The sequence below is a fragment of the Vitiosangium sp. GDMCC 1.1324 genome, assembly GCF_003044305.1.
In the GTDB taxonomy this organism is placed as follows: Bacteria; Myxococcota; Myxococcia; order Myxococcales; family Myxococcaceae; genus Archangium.
In genome coordinates, this window is sequence record NZ_PZOX01000004.1 from 238,015 (window position 1) to 259,204 (window position 21,190).

Sequence of the window (21,190 nt, forward strand, 5' to 3'; positions counted from 1 at the left end):
GGATGGACCGGCCCTCCAACCCCAGGAGCACGCGTGTTCAACATCACTGTCGGGCTCATCGGAGAGCGCAACACGAAGACGGGGACCCTGTCGTCGCGAGAGATCGCCATCGGGAGGGACCCCACCAACGACCTCGTTCTCGAGAGCGGGAGCGTGTCGCGCACTCACTGCCGGTTGGTCGCAATTGAAGGAGCCACCATCGTGTTGGACGAAGGCTCGAAGAACGGAACCTGGCTCAACGGCAAGCCCGTGGCCCATCCCTCTGTGTTGAGATTCGAGGACGAACTCGTGATCGGCCCCTATACCCTGCGTGTGCAGTCGCTCGTCGGAAGGGGTACGGCTGGGACGCTGGAGGTCGGGTCCTGGCAACCCCAGCACCCCCCCGACGACGCCAGCGCCGACCAGGAGAGCACGGTGCTGGCCCGGGGCCTGTCGACCCTCGAGGAGCGGCGCCAGGCACTGCGCTGGCTCATGCGCGAGCCGGCCTCCAACCCCCGCTTCGACGAGATGCTGCGCGCCGCCCTGCGCGACTCCGACCTGGAAGTGCGCATGACGGCGGTGCTGGTGGCCGCGCGCCTGCGCGCCCGCGAGGTCCTCCCAGCCATCCAGTCCTCCGACATGCCCTCCCTGCTCCAGGAGGTCGACGAGCCTCGCGAGCGCCGCTACCTCGAGCAGCTCTGCCATGGGGTCATTCGGTACCTCCAGGAGCGCCGTAACCCAGGGGACAGCCTGCCGGGGAGGGACCCGCTCAAGCCGCTGTGGCGCCTGCTGGCCGGAGACCTGGAGGTGACGGACGCGGCATCGTTGCTGCTCCACGCACTCACCACACCGCTGGAGCCGGCGATGAGGCCGACTCGGCTGCCCACGGGGGTGATCGAGCAGGACGGCCGCTTCCTGCTGGAGCGCTCGGGGCTGCCGCTGCGGTGGGTGGCCCCCGTCGAGCACTGGCTGGGCTCCGGCCCCGCCCGCCGGGTGCGCTCCCCGGGCTTCTTCGTGGCCCAGGTCCCCATGGACAGGCCCCTGGCGAAATGGGTGGGTAATCCCCTACCCACTCGTGTCGTGCTTGACCACGAGCAGGTATGGCTCGGTTCCTTCAAGGAGGCCGAGCGGATGTGCGAGGAGCTCTCACAGATTGAAAACGCGCACATCCGCCTCCCAACTGCTGACGAGTGGGAGATGGCGGCGCGGGGAACGGATGGGCGGCGCTACCCATGGGGGAACCTGCCCCAGGAGGACTGGGAAGAGTGCGCCTCGCCCTGGGGAGTGGAGTACCTGGTGGGGGACGTGCCGGAGTGGACGTTCGAGCCCGAGAGCGGCAACCAGCTGCTGCGGGGCGGAGTGGAAGCACGCACGTGGGTGCGCCACCCCGTCTACGAGGGTGAAGAGGAGTTCGCCGCGGCGCTGAGGCCCATCATCCCCGGCGTGTGAGCGGAAGGGTCGGGCCGCCGCGGCTCACGGCTTCAGCTCACGCCTGCCAGGACACAATCCGAGCCCTCGGGCGCGAGCCTGGGTCTCCGGGCCCGCGGTGAGCCACTCGCGCACCGCGTCCACCCGCGCCTGGAGTGTGGCGCTGTCCGCCGCGCGCTCCAGCTGCGTCACGTCGTGCGCCGTCAGCGCCCAGCTCAGGGGCGCCGTCTCGCTGAACTCGAAGATGGCCGTGGTGAAGAAGCACGGCTCGCTGGCGTTCAGCTCGTCCTGCACCAGGCTCAGCAGCTCGTCGTTGCGGAAGGACATGCTGGACTCGCGCGCCCGCAGCACCGCTTCCACCGGAGACATCAGCCCGCCCAGCAGCTCGCCCCCGCTGGCCGCCTGAAGCTTCGTGCGCCGGCCGTTGCCCAGGTGGTCGCGAATCTGGACGAGCACCACGCCCGAAGTGCACTCGTGCACCCACTCGCGATGCGTGTGCAGCCAGAGCACCGCCAGGTCCACCCCGTAGTTGTCGTAGTAGCCCGCGTCCACCACCCGCACGCGCGGCGACGTGGGCAACGCGCTCGCCGGGCTCATGTAGGGGAACGACGCGCTCATCCGCGCCGCCGCCGCCACCGGGAACACCTCCTGCTTGTGGGGGAAGAGTTGGAAGAGCTGTACCCCCGACAGCGACAGCCGGGCGCGCGAGTCCTCGCGGGGCTCGTCGCCGTGCTGCTCCATCACCAGCGAGCTCGCCTCCGACGTGGTCAACACCGACAGGTCCAGGTTGCTCACCAGCAGCCGCCGCCCGTCCTCCACCAGCATCGGCGTGTACACCAGCGACGGCAGCCAGCCCTCCGCCTCGCCCGCGCGCAGCTCCTGGAAGGAGCGCCCCAGGAGGCCGTTCGTGTACTTCACCCAGGCATGCTCCAAGGAGCGCCCGCGGTTCTCACCGAAGGGCAGCAGCAGCGCGATCGCCGCCGCGGAGAGGCTGTCCTGCTGCATCATCGTGGGGAGCGACACGTCCTCCGGCAGGCCCTCGGGCCGGAGTCCCGCCACCCATGCGCCCGCCCCCACCATGCCGCCCGAGGCCCCGGTGACGAGGCGCACGTAGCGGTGGAAGCCCGGCACGCCCTGGGGGCCCTGCAGTTTGGAGAGCACGTGCGCCGTCCACGCCGCCGCGCGGATGCCACCGCCACTGGTGGCCACCAGCGCCAGCCGAGGCCTCGGCCCCGGAGCACAACGCAGCTCCGTCCGCCCCGACGCGGGCTGCGTCTCGCCCTGCGTGGGCCACGTCACCCCCGGAGGAGGCTCCGCCCGCATCCGCGCCAACCACGCATCCAGTGCCGCATCGTCTCCCAGCAGCCCCGCGTCACGTGGGGACACGAGGCTCGTGCTCGCGTACGCGGGGGGCTGGGGCAGGGTCAGCTCGTCATAGAAGGACGTGTCCGAGCACCCCCGCCCGACGAACACCACCCCCACCCCCACGATGATGAGCGCGCCCATGTGGTGCTCGGGGAAGAAGAAGCGGAAGGCCCCGTAGACGGCTCCGCACAGGCCAATCGCCACGCAGATGACCACCGCCGGTGACACCCACCCATGGTCCCCCGTGAGGGCCACGTGCACGGCCACGAGCAGGTAGCCCAGCACGAACAGCGCCAGCAGTCCGGCCTGCAGCACGTGCAGCACCACGACGTGCGTCGAGCGCTTGCGGAAGAACGTCACCTCGATGAGCCGCATCCACCGGTGGCGCTTGCGATCCGACTCGTACCAGCGCTGCAGCCGCTCGGCGCCGCGCGTGAGGAGCAGCGTCACCCCCACCGCGGCCAGCACCCCGAAGAGGAAGGCGAAGTGCCGGTCGATGAAGCTCGGAATGCTGAGCACCACAAGCAATGCCGGATAGATGCCGGTGCGGAAGAGGTACCAACGGATGGTGGGCGGAACCCCCGCCGACTTGCCCTTGCGGGAGGCCAGGCACCAGAGCTCGTCCGCGTCGAGCAGGTAGCCGATGAAGCACAGCTGCCCCAGCAGCATCGCCGCCATGAAGGCCGCGACGAACGTCACCCGCGGCACATCGTGGAAGAAGAGGCTCGGCAGCCCCAGCGCCTCGAACCCGCCCCAGACGATGCTCACCGGTATGGCCTGGAGCACGAGCAGCAGCGGGCAGCGGCCCAGCCACTCCACCAGTGGACGCAGCGGCTGCGCCGTCTTGCCCCGCCACCAGGACCGGACCTGTTGCAACGCCATGACATCAAGCCTGCCTCAGAATGGCCCCGCTCCGGTAGGCGGGGACTCCGAGCTGTTCAGCTTGCCGCACCGGAGGCCGGTCAGGCGGTCAGGCCTTCGTCGCGTGGTTCAGCGACGCCCCTCCCGCGACGAAGCAGGGCCCGCGGTGAAATGCAGCAGCTCGCCCAGACGCTCGATGCGGGCATCACCGTCCAGGCCCAGCCCCACGAAGTGCACGCCAGCAGCCCCGGCCGCGCCCCGATCAAAGCGCGAGTCGCCCACCATCAGCGCCGCTCCCGCTTCCAGGCCCAGCCGGTCGAGCGCATACAGCACCAGGTCCGGCGCCGGCTTCGCGTTCACCACCAGGTCCGAGCACGCCAGCACCTCGAAGAAGTCCAGCAGGCGCGCGGCCCCGAGCAGCGTCCTGGCCAGTGCGGACACCGAGTTGGTCACCACCGCTCGCCGCACGCCCCGCGAGGCCAGGGACTCCAGCAGCTCGCGAGCGTCCGGGTTCACCCACACCTCGCCGGCGTGGCGAGGCAGGTGCTCCACGTAGAAGGCATCCAGCTCGGCGGGGGTGCAGCGCAGACCGAAGACGCGCACGTCCTCGGCTGTGCCCTGCCCGAAGGTGGGCGCGAACTCCTCGCGCGTCACCGGACTGCCCCGGAAGCGCCGTCCCGCGTCCTCCAACACTCGCAGCCAAGCCTCCTCGCTGCGCACGAGGACTCCATCCATGTCGAACAGAACGGCGCTCGGAGTCATCTCAGGCCTGCGGCTCCTGGGCCTTCTTGCGCTTCTCGATCTCCTGGCGCACCTCGTTCATGTCCAGCGCGCGCACCTTGCCGATGAGCTCATCCAGCACCGGAGCCGGCAGCGCCCCGGCCTGCTCGAAGAGCAGGATGCCGTCACGGAAGATCATCAGCGTGGGGATGGAGCGGATCTGGAACATGCCGGAGAGCTCCGGCTGCGCGTCCGTGTCGATCTTCCCGAAGGTGATGTCCGCGTGCTTCTCGGAGGCCTTCTCATAGACGGGCGCGAAGGCCCGGCAGGGGCCGCACCACGTTGCCCACCAATCGAGCATCACGATGCCCTGCTTGGACACCGTGGACTCGAAGTTCTCCTTGCCGATTTCGAGCGTGGCCATGGTGGGCTTCTCCTAACGGACCGCCAGCAGTTCCACTTCGAAGACGAGCGTGGAGTTGGGGGGAATCACGGGGGGAAAGCCGCGAGCGCCATAGCCCAGCTCCGGCGGGATGGTGAGCTTGCGCAGGCCCCCGACCTTCATGCCCGCAACTCCCTGGTCCCAGCCCTGGATGACCCGGCCGGCGCCCAGCGGGAAGGTGAACCCCTCGTTGCGGTCCCGGCTGCTGTCGAACTTCGAGCCGTTGGTGAGCGTGCCCACATAGTGCACCGTCACCGTCTTCCCCGCAGTCGCCTCGGCGCCCGTGCCCACCTTCAGATCTTCCACCTTCAAGCTCATGAACTGTCTCCCGTGAAAGCCCTCACCTTAACGCGCTGGCCTCGCGCGCGCTGCACCGGAACGCGAAAAGCGCGGCGCGGTGCTCGCTCGCCGAGTCACCGCGCCGCCAGACTGTCAGACCGCCATCACATCCGCCGCGTCAGAAGGTGCCGCCGATGTTGAGCGAGCCCATGTACCGGCCGGAGCCCGCGTTGTTGTTCACGCTCGGGAGGAAGTTCTGGCTGAAGAGGAAGTTGTAGTCGCCGCGCAGGTCCGCCGTGAAGGCGCCCACCTGCGTCCTCAAGCCCACGCCCACCGGCACGCTGCCACTGGTGTCATCCTGGAAGCCGGCGTAGAAGCCGTGACGGACGTTGTACCAATCCACGCCGATGCCGCCGAGCACGTAGGGCTGCACGGGAGTGGCAGCGAGACCGACCGTGAGTGCCGCCTGGCCGCCATTGCGCACGATGTCCGTGCCGTTGGTGTTGGGCCCGAAGCGGCTGTCGATCTCATTCACCGCGCCGTTGTAGCCAACCTCGATGCCGAGCACACTGGTGGGCCGGATGGCCACCCTCACGTTCGCCGCCGCGCCGGGGTTGACGTTGGGAGCGAGCCTGCCCGTGTAGCCCTCGACGCCGCCACCGATGCCCACGCTCACGCCGCGCAGGTGCTCGTTCTTCTTCTCCTCGTAGCCAGAGCCGCCAACGGCCTTCTCCGCCTGAACGGGCGCGGGCTCGATCACAGGCGCGGGTGCGGGCACGGGCGCCGGCGCGGGTGCGGCTTGGCCTACGTCGTATTCTCGCTGCAGCGAGGACTGCTCGTTGCCCTGGAGGGAGGAGGGCTGCTGGGGCTGGTTGAACTGGGACTCACCGGCGCCGCCAGTGCCCTGCTGGTTCAACGGAGTGCAGTAGAGGGTCATCCCGCCCTGGCCCTGGATGGTGGCGCCGGGGAGAGGCTTGGCCGCGGGGGGTGGTGGAACGGGGGCGGTCGGGCCCGAGCCGCCCACGCCCTGGTCCTGAGCAGCACCAGGCTCCGCCGGTGCGGGCGCGACATCCTGCTGCTCGAGGGTGTTGATGTCACTCGGGTTGGGCTTCTCCAGCCCGGAACCACCAAGATTGTCTGGCGACTTCTGCTCAGTGTCGCGCTGCGTTTCGTCTACATCCTGAGCCATCGCGGCACCGCCGCAGATGAGCGCCGAGACAACGCCAACCAGAATCTTCGCTTTCATCCGAACCTCCGTACGTCGGGTGGCTGACGGGAAGTTCGTTACCGGGAAGACATCCGGCAAGGCGGAGGTCCAGTGATGGACGAAGCCGGGACCCCGGGCCGAGGAGTACCCGGCCAGGCGGGGCGGATGGTACTGATGGGGGGGTTGACCCCTCGAGGCGCGGACTGGACTACCCGCGCGTCCAGTCGCTGCTGGTGACCACGGGGAGTTGCAGCGCGCGCTCGCGGTCCAGGTCCAGGTTGCCGATGTGCAGCGACAGCGGGGCCTGCACCCACTTGTAGATGGACTGGAGGAAGAGCCGGGTGAACTTCTCCACGTAGCCCTGCAGCCGCGCGCGCTCCACCTCGGGGAACATGGCCTCCAGCGCGACGAGCATCTCCGCGGGCACCAGCTTCTCTCCGGCGAACAGGTAGAAGCAGGCATCGAGGATGGGGAAGGGCATCAGCTCGTCCTCGCCCACCTGGTTGTGCGCCAGCTCCGGCCCGGCGGGCTTGGCCAGCACCTTGCGGATGCCCTCGTAGCCCGTCTTCTCCAGCAGGTAGTCCAAGAGGTACATGACGACCGTCTTGGGCACGTTGGCGATGACGGCCAGGGCGCCCATGAGGTCTCCCCCCGTGGTGGTGTAGCCCACGGCGCGCTCGCTCATGTTGCCCGTCTGCAGGAAGAGGCCGCCGCTGGAGTTGGACCAGTTCCACATGCGCTGGGCACGCAGACGAGCCTGGATGTTCTGCTCGGTGATGGGAGTCACCTCGCCGCCAGCGAGCATGGTGCGGGCGATGTTCAGCTCGCGCTCGAAGGCCTCCTCGATGGGGACGACCTGGAAGGGCACGCCCAGCTCGCGGGCAATGGTCTCCGCGGCCTCGCGGGTGGCATCGCTGGAGTAGCGGCTGGGCATGTAGAAGGCGCGCAGCAGGCTGCCCGGGTTGTCCGGCCGCGCGCGCTTCGCGTAGCGGTGGGCGATGAGCAGGGTGAGCAGCGAGTCGCGCCCGCCGGACAGCGCGATGCCGATGACCTTGAAGGCGCGCGTCTTCTCGAAGTAGTCGCCGATGCCCAGCGCGAGCGCGTCGAGGATGTCCTCGCACAGCACCTCGCGGGAAGAGCGGCGCGTGTCGGGGCCGGGGAGGAAGAAGCTGCGGTGCGCGGGCACCGGGTAGCGAAGCTTCTCGCGGCGGCTGGTGAAGGCGCTGGTGCAGTCGACGGTGGGCACGAGCTGACCGCCCGCGCGCAACCACGCCTCCCGGTCATCGCGCCAGGTGGTGTTCTCCGCGCGCAGACGCAGCGTGCGGTCGAGGTCCACCACGGATGAGGCGAAGCCCTCCTGGAAGCGGGGCTCCTCCGCCATGGGCTTGCCGTTCTGGTTGATGAAGCCGCCGCCGTCGAAGATGAGGCCGTCGTTGCTGCCCAGGGCGTTGGAGTAGGCGATGGTGCACTGGAAGTCGGAGGCGCGGGTGGCGAGCAGCTCGCGGCGGGTGTCCACGCAGCCCAGGCGGAAGGGCGAGGCGGACAGGTTCACCACCAGCTCGGCGCCCGAGTAGGTGCGCCGGCGCATGGGGCCGTCCGGGCTCCAGATGTCCTCGCACACCTCGGGGGCGAGCAGGCCGAAGTCGAAGCGGAAGAGGTAGTCGCCGAAGGGGATGCCCCGGTACTGCTCGCGCATGCCGGGGATGCCGCGGGAGTAGGTGCGCCCCTCGTAGAAGATGTTGTAGGTGGGCAGCTTCTCCTTGGGGACGAGGCCCAGAATCCTGCCACCGGCCACGAGCGCGGCGCAGTTGTAGCGCTGGCCCTGGTGATTGATGGCCACGCCCACGAGGAACAGGGTGTGCAGCGAGGCCGTCTCGCGGGCGAAGCGCTCGAGCTGGGGCCACTGGTGCTCGACGAAGCCCTGCCACTGCACCAGGTCCTCGGTCGGGTAGCCGCCGACGAGCTGCTCCTGGAAGACGGCCACGGTGACATCGTCGGCGGCCATCCGACGCGCCATGTCGAGCGCCTTGTCCACGTTACGAGCGAAGGCGCCCACGGTGACGTTGACGCTGGCGAGCCCAATCTTCACGAGCCGCATGGAAAGTGTTCCTCCCGGAAGTAGAGATGGCGCGCTAGCAGACGCCCCGGCCTAATTCAACGGCCCCACCGGCTTCACGGGGCTGAGGCGGGAGATGAGCTCGCCTACGTCGTCCAGCACCGCCTCGAGCCGCGTGCGTACATCCAGCTCGCACAGCAGCTCCTGGCGGCGCTCGGGCTCGGGGACGACGGCGGCGGCCACCACGTCCGCCAGGGCGCCTCCACTGGAGCGGGCCACCACCGGCAGCAGGTTCTCGGCGAAGGAGGCCGGCACGCGTCCCGCCAGCTCGAAGACGGCCTGCCGGAGCCGCTCCTCCTCGGGTCCCTGGTAGACGGGGTCGGGCAGGAGCTGCACGCGCACCTCGCGGTAGAGCTTGTCGGTGGGCGGCTCGGCGAGGAGGCGGGCCCGGGTGATGCCCTGCAGGAGGATGTTGTAGCGCCCGTCTGGCAGCTCCTCGTGCCAGATGATGAGCCCAGCACACATCATGGGATGCATGGGGGGCCGCTCGCCGTACTGGCCCTCCCACCCGGGCTCCAGCTGGGCGAGCGCCAGCACCTTGTCCCCGGCCAGCGCATCGCGCACGAGGGCGCGGTAGCGGGGCTCGAAGATGTGGAGGGGCAGGGCCGCGTGCGGGAAGAGGACCGCGGAGGGGAGCGGGAAGACCTTCAGCGCCTGGGTAGCGCGCTCGATGCGTTCGAGGGCCGTCGTCATGGGATGGGACACCGTACCCCGGTAATAGCGGCGGGGTGAATGCGGCGCATCCCCAGCCGCCGGGCAGGCGTCGGAGCGGGGACGGAAGGCTGGTAAAGCCGCCACTTTCCGCTAGGGTGCGCGGCCGAGATGACCGACCCCAGCCCCGTGGCCGCTCCTCCTGCGAAGCTCTCCTGGTACCGCAGGCTCTACCTGCGCGTGGAAGCCCTGTCCTCCACGAAGCACGCCCTGGCCGCCATGTTGGTGGTGTCCGTGGTGGACGGCTCGGTGTTCCCCATTCCACCCTTCGCGCTGCTCGTCCCCATGGTGCTCGCGCAGCCGCGCAAGTGGCTCCAGTACGCACTGCTGGGCACGGTGGCCAGCCTCTTCGGTGGCTTCATCGGGTACTACCTGGGCACCCTCATCAACCAGGGCGCCATCGGGTTTTTGCACATCGACCTGAACGCGACCATCAACTCCCCGCGCCTGGGCATCGAGAACGCCACGGTGGGAGACCTGCTGGGGCGCAACTTCTGGGTGCTCTCGCTGCTGTGCTCCATCCTGCCCACGCCCTTCAAGGTGGTGGCCATCGGCAGTGGCATGGTGGGAGTGCCGCTGGACCGCTTCTTCCTGGCCGCGGTGCTGGGACGCTCGGTGCGCTTCTTCCTGGTGTCGGGCGTGATGCGCTTCTTCGGGCCCACCGCGCGCAAGTGGCTGCGCGTCTGAACCGGCCCCCCGAGGCGCTTCAAGCCGCCGACATGGAGGCGAGCGCCTCGTCGATGGTGGCCAGCAACTCGTCGGGCCGCACCGGCTTCTCCAGTATCCGGTTGCGCACCGAGCGCACGAAGTCGCGCGTGGCCTGGGTGTAGGCTCCGCCGGAGATGAAGACGAGCCGCTCGGCCAGCTCCGGCGCGTGCTGGCGCAGGTGCGAGTAGACGTCCATCCCCGTCGTCCCGGGCATCTGCAGGTCGCACAGCACCAGGTCGAAGCGCTGGCCCTCGTCCACCCACGCCAGGGCCTCGGCGCCGCGGGTGGTGACGGACACGTCGTGTGACGGCTCGATGAGCATGCGCATGGACTGCGCCAGGCGGGGCTCGTCGTCGATGATGAGGATGCGGCGGCGCTGGGTGGCCACGGGCGCAGAGGGGGCGGAGGGCACCACGACGGGCACGGGAGTCCTGGAGGGCCTCGCCTCGGCGGAGGGCAGCAGGATGGTGAAGACGGAGCCCTTGCCCTCCTCGCTGCGCACCCGGAGCTCACCGCCATGGGCCTGGACGATCTGCTGACAGATGGCGAGTCCCAATCCGGTACCCTCCGCGGACGACTTGGTGGTGAAGAACGGGTCGAAGATGCGCGCCAGAACGGTGGGTGACATGCCGCAGCCCGTGTCCGAGACCTCCACCAGGGCGCGGCCCGAGTCGTCGCTGCCGGTGCGCACGCGCACCTCGTGGAGCTCGGGACTGCCCTCGGGGATGGCCTGCAACGCGTTGACGAGCAGGTTGAGCATCACCTGCCCGAGCCTCGCCTCACTGCCCATCACCCGGGGCGGACGGCCAAACTCCTCCACCAGCCGGGCGCGCGGGCGTACCGCGGGGGCCGCCATGCGCAGTGCGGGAACCACCACCTCGTTCACGTCCAGCATCGCCCGCTCCTCTCCTTCCTGACGGCTGAACACCTTCAAGTCGCGCACGATGACACGGATGCGCTCGGCGCCCTCGCGGGCGGACTCCAACCGGGCCCGGGCCTCGGCGAGCCCCTGGGGCCCCTTCGCCAGACCCTCCTCCGCCTCGTCCAGATTCAACAAGAGATAGGAGAGCGGGTTGTTGATTTCGTGCCCCACGCCCGCGGCCAGCGTGCCCACCGCGGCGATGCGCTCGGCGGACACCAGCTTCGCCTGGAGCTGCTTCTGCGCGGTGACATCGCGATGGGTGGCCACGAAGTACGACACCCGGCCGTCCGCGCCGCGCACCGGGGACAGTTGCATCTCGCTGTGCACCACCCGCGAGCCGTCCTTGTGCGCCAGCATCACCTCGCCGCGGAAGAAGTCGCCCTCGCGCAAGGCCACCTCCAACCGTTGTTGTGCCTCCGGCTCCAACTCACCGCCAAACAGCTCACACGGCGTGCGGCCCACCAGCTCCTCGTGCCGCCACCCCACCATCTCCCGGAAGGACTCATTGGCGTACACCAGGCGAGGGCCCTCCCCCGGGTGCACCGTGCTGATGAGCACGCCCTCGCGCACGCTGCGCACGGCGGTGGCCAGCAACTCCAGCTGCGAGTGGGCCTTGCCCTGCTCGACGCGCGCCGCCGCCAGGAGCAACCCCGTGAAGGCGACGACGGCCAGGAAGAGCTGCAGCTCCAGCAGGTCCACCGTCCGTCCGTCATTCCTCGAGATGAACGGGCCATGGCCGGCGATGGTGCCCCAGATGGACATGGCCGCGATGAGCAGGGTGGAGAGCGCCGCTCCGTGTGAGCCGAAGCGCAACGCCGCCCAGACTCCCAGGGGAAAGAGGAGGAACACCTGCGCGTAGGCCAGCGGGGAGCCCTGGTGGCCACCGCTGAACGCCCAGAAGCCCACCACGAGGGTGAGTCCCGTCAACACCAGCGCCTCACGCCAGCGCGGCTCCGGGTGCGAACGGGAGAGCAACATCACCGCCGACCCCACCACCAGCGCCCCCATGGCATTGCCCAGCCACCACACCCACCCCATGAGGAGGAGCCCATTCCAGGAATGAGGCCCCCCCACCACCACGAGGCTCAGCGTCCCCATCAGGACGCTGGCCAGGGTGCACGCCCCCGCCGCGGAGGTGAGCGCCAGCACGTCCTGGATGCGGCCCAGCGTGGGAGAGAACCCCAGGCGCCTGAGCAACAGAGCCCCCAGCACCGCCTCCAGCGTGTTGCCAACACCCATGGCCAGGGCGGCCTGCGGGGGCACGATGCCAAAACACAGGATGGAGCCGGCGGAAGCCACGAAGACGGCGGGCCAGCGCGACACCCCGAGGAGGTAGAGGCCCGCCAGGGACACACCCGTCGCGGGCCACACGGGGCTCGCGGCACCCGCAATGGTCGCCTGCGTCAGGCCCAACCAGGAGGTGGCGAAGTACGCGACCGCCAGCACGAGCATTTCGGCGAGACCCCGGAGGCCGTAAGCGGAAGGACGGTCGAGGCGCTGTGGATGCGGCTGCAATGACGGCTTCCCCCCGGATACTGGCCCAGCCAGCGGCGCTGCAGGGTCATGCTATCCCGCCCGGTGCGCGCGGAAAACGTCTTCCCAACTCGCCTGCCCGCTCACCAGACACGCATGCGAGCGGGTCTCTCGAGGCAATGGCCGGGCCCGAGCTGCGTAGGGAAGGACAAGGAGGTTGTCGAGACACATGTCCCGCCCTGGCATTGCCGCCGTGTTGTCATTCTTCATCCCCGGACTGGGTCAGATCTACAACGGGGACATCTTCCGGGGTCTCATCTGGCTCATCATCACGCCGGGCTTCTGGCTGGGCACCGGCGGACTGCTCGGTTGGGTGTGCCACTTCATCTCGGCGGCCACCGCGCACAACCGGGCCGAGGACAAGGAGAGGATGAGGAGCTTCCCCGTCAGGGTCGTGTAGCGGCGCGGAGCGCGCCGAAGAGGGCCTGGAGCAGCTCATCCGAAGTCCGGGCGAGCGCGCGGGCCCCGTGGGTCTGGAGCTCCTCCACATCGCGGAAGCCCCAGGTGACGCCCACGCCATACATGCCGGCGGCACGAGCGGTCTCCATGTCCACCGCCGTGTCTCCGACGAAGGCGCAGTCTCCGGGCCCCACGTTCAACTCGGCCGCCACGCCGAGCGCAGCCGTGGGGTCCGGCTTGCGAGGCACTCCCGCCCGCTCGCCGTAGACGGCGCCGAAGCGCACGTCCGGCAGCAGGGCCGCCACCAGCCGCCGGGTAGCCGCGTCGGGCTTGTTGCTCAACACCGCCAGCTTCACGCCCTCGCCGGCCAACCGGGCGAGCACCTCGGGGATGCCGGGATAGGGCTGGGTGTGGTCCAGCATGTGCTCGGCGTAGAAGGCGCGATAGGCGGCCAGCACCGGCTCGTGCAGCGCTTCCTGGTCCGCGGGCACGGCGCGGGACACCAACACCCGGACGCCCTCGCCCACGAAGTGACGGTAGGCGGCCAGCGGGTGGACGGGCAGGCCGTGGGTGGCGAGCGCGTGGTTCATCGCCGCACCAATGTCGTGCAGCGAGTCCAACAGCGTCCCATCCAGGTCGAAGAGCGCGGCGCGCAGGTGCATGAGCATGGACCCTGGAAACACCAACGCCCCGGCCCGGACAAGTCCGAGGCGCGGGGCGTGGGCTTTTTCCCAGGCGGGCTGCCTGGAGGACGGCCTGCTACGGGGTGGCGGCGGCGGCCGTGGACTCACCCGCGGCACCGGCCTCGCCCTTCTGCAGGGTGGCGAAGTTGATGTTGTTGTAGCCGGCGCTGGCGCAGCTGAACATCACCCGCTTGATGATGGAGAACTCCACGTCCTTGTGGGCCTGGATGTTCACGTCGCCCTTGAAGGCGTTGGTGTTGCCCTCGGCCATGGCGTGGAGGTCCTCGAACTGCTTCTTCATGTCCCGCAGCTTCTCCTCCAGCGCGGGGATGTTGAGGTACTCCTCCTTCACCAGGTCCTGCACCCGGCCCACGACGTTGCCGGAGATGGAGACCTCATCTCCCGACACCATCACCACCGGGTTCATCTCGATCTCCTTGACGTTGACGGCGTCGGGGAGCTGGATGTCCTTGGTCATCATCAGCACCTCGCCCGTCGCCGAGAAGTTGGCGATGAGGAAGAGCACGATGATGACGAACATGTCGACGAGCGGCGTGATGAGCACGTCGGCGTTGCCGCTCTTGTGACCATGCGTGCCGTGGCCGAACACCTTGGAGTGCTGCAGCCGCTTGCAGTAGCGCTTACCGGGAGCCTTGATGGGCATGGTGAAGGCCTTTCCTAACCCATGATGGCGGACACCGAGACCTGGGGCAGGCCGGCGCCAATGCACTGGTCGATGATGCGCACCAGGTCCTCGTACTTGACCTTGTCCTCGGTCTGCAGCGTGATCGCCGACTGATCCGGGAACTGGCCCTTGAGCTCCTTGAACCGGGCCAACAGCGGCGCCAGGTCCAACTTGCCGTTGGAGCCGCGCTTGGCCTCGATGGCCGGGAACTCACTCTGGTCCGCCACCAGCCGCAGCTCGGTGGGCGTGACGAAGAGCGTGAGCTGGACCGTCTTGGTCTGCTCTTCCTGCTTCTGTTCCTCATCGGTCGCGGGGCCACCGGCCTGCGACACCTGGAGACGGCCAATCTGGGTCCAGACCGCCGTCATGATGAGGAAGCTGATGGTCACCGCCATCAGATCGATGAACGGGGTGAGGTTGATGGCAACGTCGAGCGACTTCTTGCCTTTACCTCCCCCGAGGTCCATTCCGCCGGCCATGGAACTCTCCTTCCGCCGCGCCTGATACGACGTTCAAATGAAGAAGGGCGCGCGTCACACCCACCGACAACGCGCCCGGACTCCGGGTTCCAACAGGAGGATTACTCCTCCTCGTGACGACCCGACGCCGCGGAGACCGTGGCGTTCTTGAACTTGTCGCGGTTGTTCACGATCAGGTTGAGGACGGCAACGCTCGTCTCGTTGATGTCGTTGACCAGCGAGGTAGCGCGGCCCGACAGGATGGAGAAGGCGATAACCGACGGGATGGCGGTGAGCAGACCGAAGCCCGTGCAGTTCATGGCTTCGGAGATGCCGTTGGCGAGAATGGTGGCCTTGTCGGCCGGGTTCACGTTGGCCACGGCCTCGAAGCAGGCGATCAGACCGGACACCGTACCGAGCAGACCCGCGAGCATCGCCGCGTTGCCGAGCATGGCGAGGTAACCGGTGCGGGCCTCGATCTTCGGAGTCTCCCGCAGGCTGGCCTCGTCGAGAGCGGCCTGGACCTCCTCCTCGCCCTTGGGAACGTTCATCAGGCCGGCCTTGATGACCTGGGTGAGCGGCGTCTGCTTCTGGCCGGCCACGTAGTTGATGGCCTTGTCCAGGTCACCGGCGTAGATGTGCTTCTTGAGACCGCGCAGGAAGGCGTCCTTGTTGATGGAGGCCTTGCCGAACAGCACGATGCCGCGCTCGATCATGATGGCCAGGGCGAACACCAGGCATGTGGCGATGGGGTACATACCCCACTGGCCCGCCTCCCAGCGCCGGGCAATCTCCTCGAACAGCGTGCGCTCGGCGCCGCCGCCAGCGTTGGCGAGGATGGTCAGATTCGTCAGAAACCCCAGGTTCATTGCTTATGGCCTCCAGAGAGGGGCGGCCCGGCATGGCGGGCCTTGTGCCACCCGGACAGGTCCCCGTGCAACCACCTACACGGCTCCCCATGCCGGGAATGGCATGAATGGACGTCGGACTTTAGGAACGGCTACTTCGGAGTGTCAAGGCACGCCCGGTGCTCTTAGTTGCTGAAATCCCACGGGAATTTTGCGATCGGACATCGGCAGGAGGGCAGGTGTGGTGGCAGGCATACATGGTGTGTCGCGCTGCGTCGCCTGCTTGACGGACCCGGGAGGTGGGGCTAAGGGCGGCCGGATCATGGCCCGAAAGCGGATCGGCGAGCTGCTCCTGGAGAGGGGGGCGATCACCTCGGCCCAGTTGGAAGCAGCGCTCCAGGCGCAACAGCGGACCCATCAGCGGTTGGGTGCCGCGCTGGTGTCGCTTGGCGCCATCACCGAGAAGACCCTGGCGCACGCGCTGAGCGAGGCGCTGGGAGTGCCGGTGATGGACCTGGCGGCGCGGACCCCGGACTGGAGCGCCATCCACCTGCTGCGCACGCGCTTCTGCGAGCAGCACGAGCTGTTCCCCGTGGCCCTGGAGACGGTGGGCGGGCGCCGGCTGCTGGTGGTGGCCATGGCGGACCCGCTCGACTCCGCGGCCGTCCAGGAGATGGAGTTCACCACCGGGTTGAAGGTGAGCCCGCGCGTGGCGCCGCTGTCCGCCGTGCGCGCCGCCATCCAGCGCTACTACCACCGCCCGGCACCGGCCAGCGCTCCGGCCTCCCCCACGCCCGCGCAGCCGTCCGTTCCCGAGGTGCTCGAGGACGACGTCGAGGAGATCATCGTCGGCGAGGAGCTGCCCCCCGGGGAGAACACCCGCCGCGTCTCGCTCGAGCAGCTCATCCAGGAGCGCGAGCAGCAGCGGCGGCGCAAGCGAGATCAGACCCGGCCCACTTCCTCAGCCTCGACGAAGCGCGCCGGGGACATCAGCGCGGAGCTGGACTCGCTCTTCGGCGACGTGCTGCCCGCCGCACCAGCGGCGTTGGACCCGGTGGAGGAGCTGGAGCGCAAGTTCTGGGCCCTCATGCGCATCATGGCGCGCAAGGGACTGCTCACGAAGGAGGAGTTCACCCGCGAGCTGGACGACGAGTCCGGGAGCTGAGCCCCCGGAACTCCGCGTCCGAGCCAGGGGGAGCGTCAGTCCGCGAGCGGCAGGCGCACGGTGAAGGTGGTGCCGTGGCCCAGCTCGCTGTCCACGCTCAGCCGGCCCCCGTGCTTCTCCACGATGCGCTGCACGATGGAGAGCCCCAGCCCCGTCCCCTTCCCCTCGGTCTTCGTGGTGAAGAAGGGCTCGAAGATGCGCGACAGGTTCGCTGGCGCGATGCCGCTGCCCGTGTCCTTCACCCACACCACCGCCTCGCGCCCCTCCCTGCGCGTGCGCAGCAACACCCGCCCGTCCGGCTGCATCGCGTGGCACGCGTTGGTGATGAGGTTGACGAACACCTGCTCCAGGTTCGCCGGCACCGCCGACAGCGACGGCATCTCTCCGTAGTCGCGCTCGACCTTCACCTTCGCCTGCGCCACCACGTGCTCGCAGTAGCCCACCGCTTTGTCCAACAGCGCGTTGAGCTGCACCTGCTCCACCTTGTCCTTCGCCGGCCGCGCGTACGACGTCAGGTCCTTCGTGAAGCGGAGGATGCGCTGGCCGCTCTCCAATATCTTCCGCAGCTTCTCCGAGTCCGACGCGCCCGTGCTGCCCATCATCATCGAGCGCTGCAGCAGCGACTCCGCGCTCATCACCACGGCCGTCATCGGATTGTTGATTTCGTGCGCCACGCTCGCGGCGAGCTGCCCCATCGAGGCCAGCTTCTCCGCGTGAATGACGCGCTGCTCGAGCTGCTCCACCACCGTGACGTCCTGACCGATGGCCATGACGCCCTCCACCTCCCCCTGGGAGGTGAGCGCCGAGGACGTGGCGAACGCGACGCGCGCCTCGCCCGAGCGCGTGCGCAGCCGCAGCTCGAAGTTGGGCACCGGCTCACCCCGCAGGGCCGCCGCCAGCACGGAGGCCAGCCGCAGGTGCTCGTCCTCGGGCACCAGCGAGAAGACGTCCTGCCCCAGAACCTCCTCCTTGCTGAAGCCCGTGAGGCGGCTGATGGCCTGGTTGAAGACGACCACCTTCTTGTCCCGGTTGGCCACCAGGATGAGCGCGTTGGCCTTCTCCAGCAGCTCCTCGAGGTACTTGCGCACGAACGTCAGCTCGTCGATGAGCTTGGCGTTCTTCACCGCCACCGCCACCTGGTTGGCCAGCTGCACCAGCACGCGCTCGTCCTGGAGCAGGTCCGGCTCCTCGCGCAGCGTGACGGGGTACTCCAGGTTGATGACGCCGTAGAGCTGCCCGCTGGCCACCAGGGGCGCGCTCGCCCCGCCCGTGCTGCCCTCGAAGAGCAGCGGCACCTGAGCGGCCACCACCACCTTGCCGGCCGGGATGGCATCCATGGACAGGTGCAGCTTGCCCATCGCGCTGCGCTTGAGCACCAGCGGCTCTCGAGAGCCCTCCTTCAAACGTCCCTCGGCGTAGAGGCTCGTCAGCACGCCGGTGCGCGCGTCGATGATGCGGATGCAGAAGCTCCGCCCGGGGAAGAGTTCCTTCACCCCTCGGGCCACCGCCGCCACCAGCTCCTCCTCGCTGCCCGCCTCGGCCACGCTGCGCCCCAGGTCCAGCAGCACGCCCTCGGTGCGCGCCTGCTCCAGCAGCGCCTGCTCCACCACCACCAGCTGGCCCCGCATCAGCTCCGACTCGCGCCGCCCCACCACCGATACCATCGCGCCCCGCCGCGCCAGCTCCATCACCACCACGCCCCCCTGCGGCAGCGGCACCTCCACCACGCACGAGGCTCCGTCCTCGGGCACCCGCGCCCCCGAGAGCGACTCCATCATCTGCTCCACCGTCAGCCCGTGGTCGAAGCAGAAGCGGGAGAACGCGGCGTTGCCCAACCGCATCCGCAGCTGCGTGTCGCAAAGCGCCGACGGCAGCTCCACCGCTTCAAAAAAGGCACGGAAGTCCTCGGCGGAGGGGACCTCCGGCACGGGCACGCGACGCGACTCAGTCGTCATGGGAGCTGGCTTTGTCGAGGTCCAATATCTGCTGGGACCCCATGTAGGCTTTCGTCTCGTAACGGGTGATGCGGCCAATCTTCCGGACGATCTCCGCCATGCGCTCGGCCTCGCGGTAGATGATGTCCACCGGCTTGTAGGAAGAGTCCTCCTCCTTGAGCCTGCGCTTGAGCAGCTCCGCGTAGCCCATCACCGAGGTGAGCGGCTGGTTGAGCTCGTGGGCGGCGGTGCCGGCCAGCGCGACGATGACCGCGTTCTTCTCACTCTCCTCCAGGCGGTTCTCCACGTCCGACAGCTTGCGCTCCAGTTCCATGCGGTCGCGCAAGTCCGTGAAGATGCCCACGCTGGCCACCTCGCGGCCCCCCTCGTAGACGATGGAGGCCGTCATGTTCACCGGCACGAGCTGCCCCGTGCGGTTCACCACGTCCTGACGGCACACCGACAACCGGCCGCGCCCCCCGTGCTCCGGACTGCGCAGCAGCGTCATGATGCGCTGGGCCACCCCGGCCGGATAGAGCTGGTTCACGTGCATGCCCCCCAGGGCCTGCAGCGCGGTGTAGCCGAAAAGGGCCTCGGCGCCCTTGTTGAAGAGGATGACGCGGCCCTGCATGTCCGCGGCGACGATGGCGTCCACCGACGAGTCGATGAGCCGCTCCAGGAAGTCCTTGGTGTGACGCAGCTCGTCCGCCAGCTGGCGCGCCTGCGTCACGTCCCGGAAGGAGAGGATGATGGCGCGGCGGCCATCCTCCAGCGGGGCCGCGGAGAAGCTCAGCGTGAGGCGCTTGCCCCCCGGCGTGCGCACCATCATGTCCACGTCCGAGCGCGACTCGCCACGCCGGGCCGCCGTCACCAGCTCCATCAGCACCGTCTCGTCCAGCGGCTGCGTCACGTCCACCAGATGGAGACCGTAGGCGGACTCGGAGGTCATCTCCAGGATGGACTCGCCCGCGGGGTTGAGGCTGAGCACCGCCGCCCGGTCATCGAGGATGGCCACGCCCTCGCGCACGTTGGCGAAGAAGAGATGGTACGTCTCCAGCGAGGCGGCCTTGGCCTCCGCGGCGATGCGCGCCGTCATCTCGCGCTCGGTCTGCCCGCGCACCGACTGCAACAGCGAGGCGTTGCGCAGGGCCACCGCCGTGGCATGCGCCACCGTGTTGAGGAACTCGATCTCGTGCCGGGCGAAGGTGCGCCGCTCCCCTCCCGAGGCGCGCAGCAGCAGGACCCCGCGCACCTCGCCCCGGATGTGCAGGGGCAGCGCCGCGAGCGTGTGGATGCCCCGCGCCGCCACCTCGTCCTGCACGCCCTCCAGCAAGGGGTGGTGGGAGGCATCCTCCACGATGACGGGCTGGCCCGTGCGCGCCGCCTCGCGGACCTCCGGGTAGCGCTCCAGGTCGATGCGGACGTCCTCCTGGCCGGGAGCGTCGCTGGCGGCCACCATCCGGGCCCCGTCCCCGTTCCGGTCCAACATCACCAGCGCGGCGCGGCCGATGCCGAGCCGCGCCGCGAGCCTTCGGGTGACGTCGTGCAGGAGCGCCTCCACGTCGAGGCTCTCGGCATAGTCCGCGGTGAGCTCCACCAGGAGCGACAGGTCCTGCTGGCGCCGCATGAGCTCCAGGCGCTCGCGGTGGCGATCGGCGACGCGCCACAACCGCCAGGCGAGCTCGTGGAGCTGGCCCCCGGCGGTCATCACCTCCGCGGGCCTCAGGGACTCCAGGATGGCGAAGGAAGCCTCTCCCGGCTCCACCAGGGCCACCAGGGAGAGCCCGGCCCCCGCGGGCGTGGCGAGCAGCGCCGAGAGCGCGGAGGACCCCTCCGGCAAGGTGAGGTCCACCAGGCCGATGATGGCCTCCTCCGGCGTCTCCACCACCCGCAGTCCGGCCCGGGCCGCGGCGCAAGCGAGCTGCTCACGCGCGGCCGAGGCCGCGGGCACCAGGACGACACCGTGAGCTGACTCGTGGGGAGACACGCCCCGGACTCTACCCCGGCTTCCGCCTCAGGGGCAGTTGAACGCCGGAGTCTCCTTGTCAGGTGCAGAACCGCGGAAGCCCCGCCCGAGGGGCAGGCGCTCGCAGCGCCCAGCCCCCGCGTCCACGAAGCCAGCCCCTTTTCACTGTGCGTGCGGCCCAGCCGGCGGCTTCGCGCCCGAAAATACGAACGCCCCGGCCGGGAAGGCCGAGGCGTCCGAGGAAGAGGCGAGGGTTGGAGGGGGGAAGTGGCGCCTACCAACGGGTGGTGACGACCACGTAGGGGCGATGGGGGGCGGGGACCCAGACCCACTCCTGCACCGGCTGGTAGTACCCCTCCACCCAGCGCTGGTCGTAGTAGCCGCCGCTGCACCTCGTCTCGTGGCGACGCGGCTTGTACCTGCAGTTCTGCTCGACCCAGACCTGCTCGTAGTGGCCCGGCACCCACTTCTGGACCGTCTGGAACTCATAGCGTCCATCCTGGCCTCGCCCGCGCGAGGGCCGGGCGGGAGGAGGCGTCGGCGCCGGGTGGTAGCGGCCACCGTTGTGGGTGTACTGCCCGCCGCGGACATCAACGCCCACCGGCGAGGCATCGTGCCGACCACCCCAGCGGAGGTCATCGGCCTTCGCGGCAACCGGAGCCAGGAGCAGTGCGGAGAGAGCCAGGGTGAAGATTCCGTGCTGGAGCGCCATCGTCGTGTCCTCCCAATCGTTCTTGCTCCTACCGACGCGGCCCCCGCGAATTGATTCAATCCACCCCAC

The 21,190-nt window shown here is 69.1% G+C and carries 19 protein-coding genes; 4 read left to right on the forward strand and 15 right to left on the reverse strand.

Annotated features, from left to right (window positions below; genetic code table 11):
- Positions 1–33: 33 nt before the first annotated feature.
- The gene (locus tag DAT35_RS13690; protein ID WP_158501692.1) at positions 34–1,428 is read left to right on the forward strand and encodes an FHA domain-containing protein; all 1,395 of its coding nucleotides are present in this window, start codon (positions 34–36) and stop codon (positions 1,426–1,428) included.
- A 24-nt stretch (positions 1,429–1,452) separates the two neighbouring features.
- Here the strand turns inward: DAT35_RS13690 and DAT35_RS13695 are convergent, their stop codons facing one another.
- The 7 genes from DAT35_RS13695 to DAT35_RS13725 all read right to left on the reverse strand — a co-directional run bounded on the left by DAT35_RS13695 (position 1,453) and on the right by DAT35_RS13725 (position 9,090).
- Positions 1,453–3,654 (reverse strand): patatin-like phospholipase family protein, encoded by a 2,202-nt coding sequence (locus DAT35_RS13695; RefSeq protein ID WP_108067441.1) that lies wholly within the window; start codon positions 3,652–3,654, stop codon positions 1,453–1,455.
- 108 nt (positions 3,655–3,762) lie between these two features.
- Positions 3,763–4,395 (reverse strand): HAD family hydrolase, encoded by a 633-nt coding sequence (locus DAT35_RS13700; RefSeq protein WP_233261464.1) that lies wholly within the window; start codon positions 4,393–4,395, stop codon positions 3,763–3,765.
- A 1-nt stretch (position 4,396) separates the two neighbouring features.
- Positions 4,397–4,777: a thioredoxin gene (gene trxA / locus DAT35_RS13705; RefSeq protein ID WP_108067442.1), complete on the reverse strand. Its 381-nt coding sequence runs from the start codon at positions 4,775–4,777 to the stop codon at positions 4,397–4,399.
- A 12-nt stretch (positions 4,778–4,789) separates the two neighbouring features.
- Positions 4,790–5,113, reverse strand: coding sequence for an FKBP-type peptidyl-prolyl cis-trans isomerase (locus tag DAT35_RS13710; RefSeq protein ID WP_108067443.1), 324 nt, complete (start codon positions 5,111–5,113; stop codon positions 4,790–4,792).
- A 139-nt stretch (positions 5,114–5,252) separates the two neighbouring features.
- Positions 5,253–6,320 (reverse strand): hypothetical protein, encoded by a 1,068-nt coding sequence (locus DAT35_RS13715; protein WP_108067444.1) that lies wholly within the window; start codon positions 6,318–6,320, stop codon positions 5,253–5,255.
- Between the two features lie 169 nt (positions 6,321–6,489).
- Entirely contained in the window at positions 6,490–8,379 is a 1,890-nt protein-coding gene (nadE, locus tag DAT35_RS13720; RefSeq protein WP_108067445.1) for an NAD(+) synthase, read from the reverse strand.
- Positions 8,380–8,430: 51 nt separating this feature from the next.
- Complete coding sequence (locus tag DAT35_RS13725) at positions 8,431–9,090, reverse strand: LON peptidase substrate-binding domain-containing protein (protein ID WP_108067446.1); 660 nt, start codon at positions 9,088–9,090, stop codon at positions 8,431–8,433.
- A gap of 129 nt (positions 9,091–9,219) precedes the next feature.
- Between DAT35_RS13725 and DAT35_RS13730 the strand changes: the two genes are divergently transcribed.
- Entirely contained in the window at positions 9,220–9,795 is a 576-nt protein-coding gene (locus tag DAT35_RS13730; RefSeq protein ID WP_108067447.1) for a YqaA family protein, read from the forward strand.
- 19 nt (positions 9,796–9,814) lie between these two features.
- Here DAT35_RS13730 and DAT35_RS13735 read toward each other — a convergent pair whose 3' ends face one another.
- On the reverse strand, positions 9,815–12,190 hold the full coding sequence (locus DAT35_RS13735) for an MASE1 domain-containing protein (RefSeq protein ID WP_108067448.1): 2,376 nt from the start codon (positions 12,188–12,190) through the stop codon (positions 9,815–9,817).
- 250 nt (positions 12,191–12,440) lie between these two features.
- On the opposite strand from DAT35_RS13735, the gene DAT35_RS13740 reads away from it, so the two are divergent.
- A complete protein-coding gene (locus tag DAT35_RS13740) occupies positions 12,441–12,671 on the forward strand; it encodes a hypothetical protein (RefSeq protein WP_108067449.1) in 231 nt (76 codons plus the stop codon).
- Here DAT35_RS13740 and DAT35_RS13745 read toward each other — a convergent pair.
- The 4 genes from DAT35_RS13745 to DAT35_RS13760 all read right to left on the reverse strand — a co-directional run bounded on the left by DAT35_RS13745 (position 12,658) and on the right by DAT35_RS13760 (position 15,365).
- Positions 12,658–13,338, reverse strand: coding sequence for an HAD family hydrolase (locus DAT35_RS13745; protein ID WP_233261465.1), 681 nt, complete (start codon positions 13,336–13,338; stop codon positions 12,658–12,660). The genes DAT35_RS13740 and DAT35_RS13745 overlap by 14 nt on opposite strands.
- A gap of 91 nt (positions 13,339–13,429) precedes the next feature.
- The gene (locus DAT35_RS13750) at positions 13,430–14,017 is read right to left on the reverse strand and encodes a biopolymer transporter ExbD (RefSeq protein ID WP_108067450.1); all 588 of its coding nucleotides are present in this window, start codon (positions 14,015–14,017) and stop codon (positions 13,430–13,432) included.
- 14 nt (positions 14,018–14,031) lie between these two features.
- A complete protein-coding gene (locus tag DAT35_RS13755) occupies positions 14,032–14,517 on the reverse strand; it encodes a biopolymer transporter ExbD (protein ID WP_108067451.1) in 486 nt (161 codons plus the stop codon).
- Between the two features lie 101 nt (positions 14,518–14,618).
- Positions 14,619–15,365, reverse strand: a complete 747-nt coding sequence (locus DAT35_RS13760; protein ID WP_108067452.1) for a MotA/TolQ/ExbB proton channel family protein — start codon at positions 15,363–15,365, stop codon at positions 14,619–14,621.
- Positions 15,366–15,666: 301 nt separating this feature from the next.
- Between DAT35_RS13760 and DAT35_RS13765 the strand changes: the two genes are divergently transcribed.
- Complete coding sequence (locus DAT35_RS13765) at positions 15,667–16,509, forward strand: general secretion pathway protein GspE (RefSeq protein ID WP_108067453.1); 843 nt, start codon at positions 15,667–15,669, stop codon at positions 16,507–16,509.
- Between the two features lie 35 nt (positions 16,510–16,544).
- Here the strand turns inward: DAT35_RS13765 and DAT35_RS13770 are convergent, their stop codons facing one another.
- From DAT35_RS13770 to DAT35_RS13780, 3 genes are all read right to left on the reverse strand, one after another.
- Positions 16,545–18,464, reverse strand: coding sequence for a sensor histidine kinase (locus tag DAT35_RS13770; RefSeq protein ID WP_108067454.1), 1,920 nt, complete (start codon positions 18,462–18,464; stop codon positions 16,545–16,547).
- Positions 18,454–20,430: a PAS domain S-box protein gene (locus DAT35_RS13775; protein ID WP_108067455.1), complete on the reverse strand. Its 1,977-nt coding sequence runs from the start codon at positions 20,428–20,430 to the stop codon at positions 18,454–18,456. The genes DAT35_RS13770 and DAT35_RS13775 overlap by 11 nt, the downstream gene beginning before the upstream one ends.
- A 253-nt stretch (positions 20,431–20,683) precedes the next feature.
- Entirely contained in the window at positions 20,684–21,121 is a 438-nt protein-coding gene (locus tag DAT35_RS13780; protein ID WP_108067456.1) for a hypothetical protein, read from the reverse strand.
- Positions 21,122–21,190 lie beyond the last annotated feature (69 nt).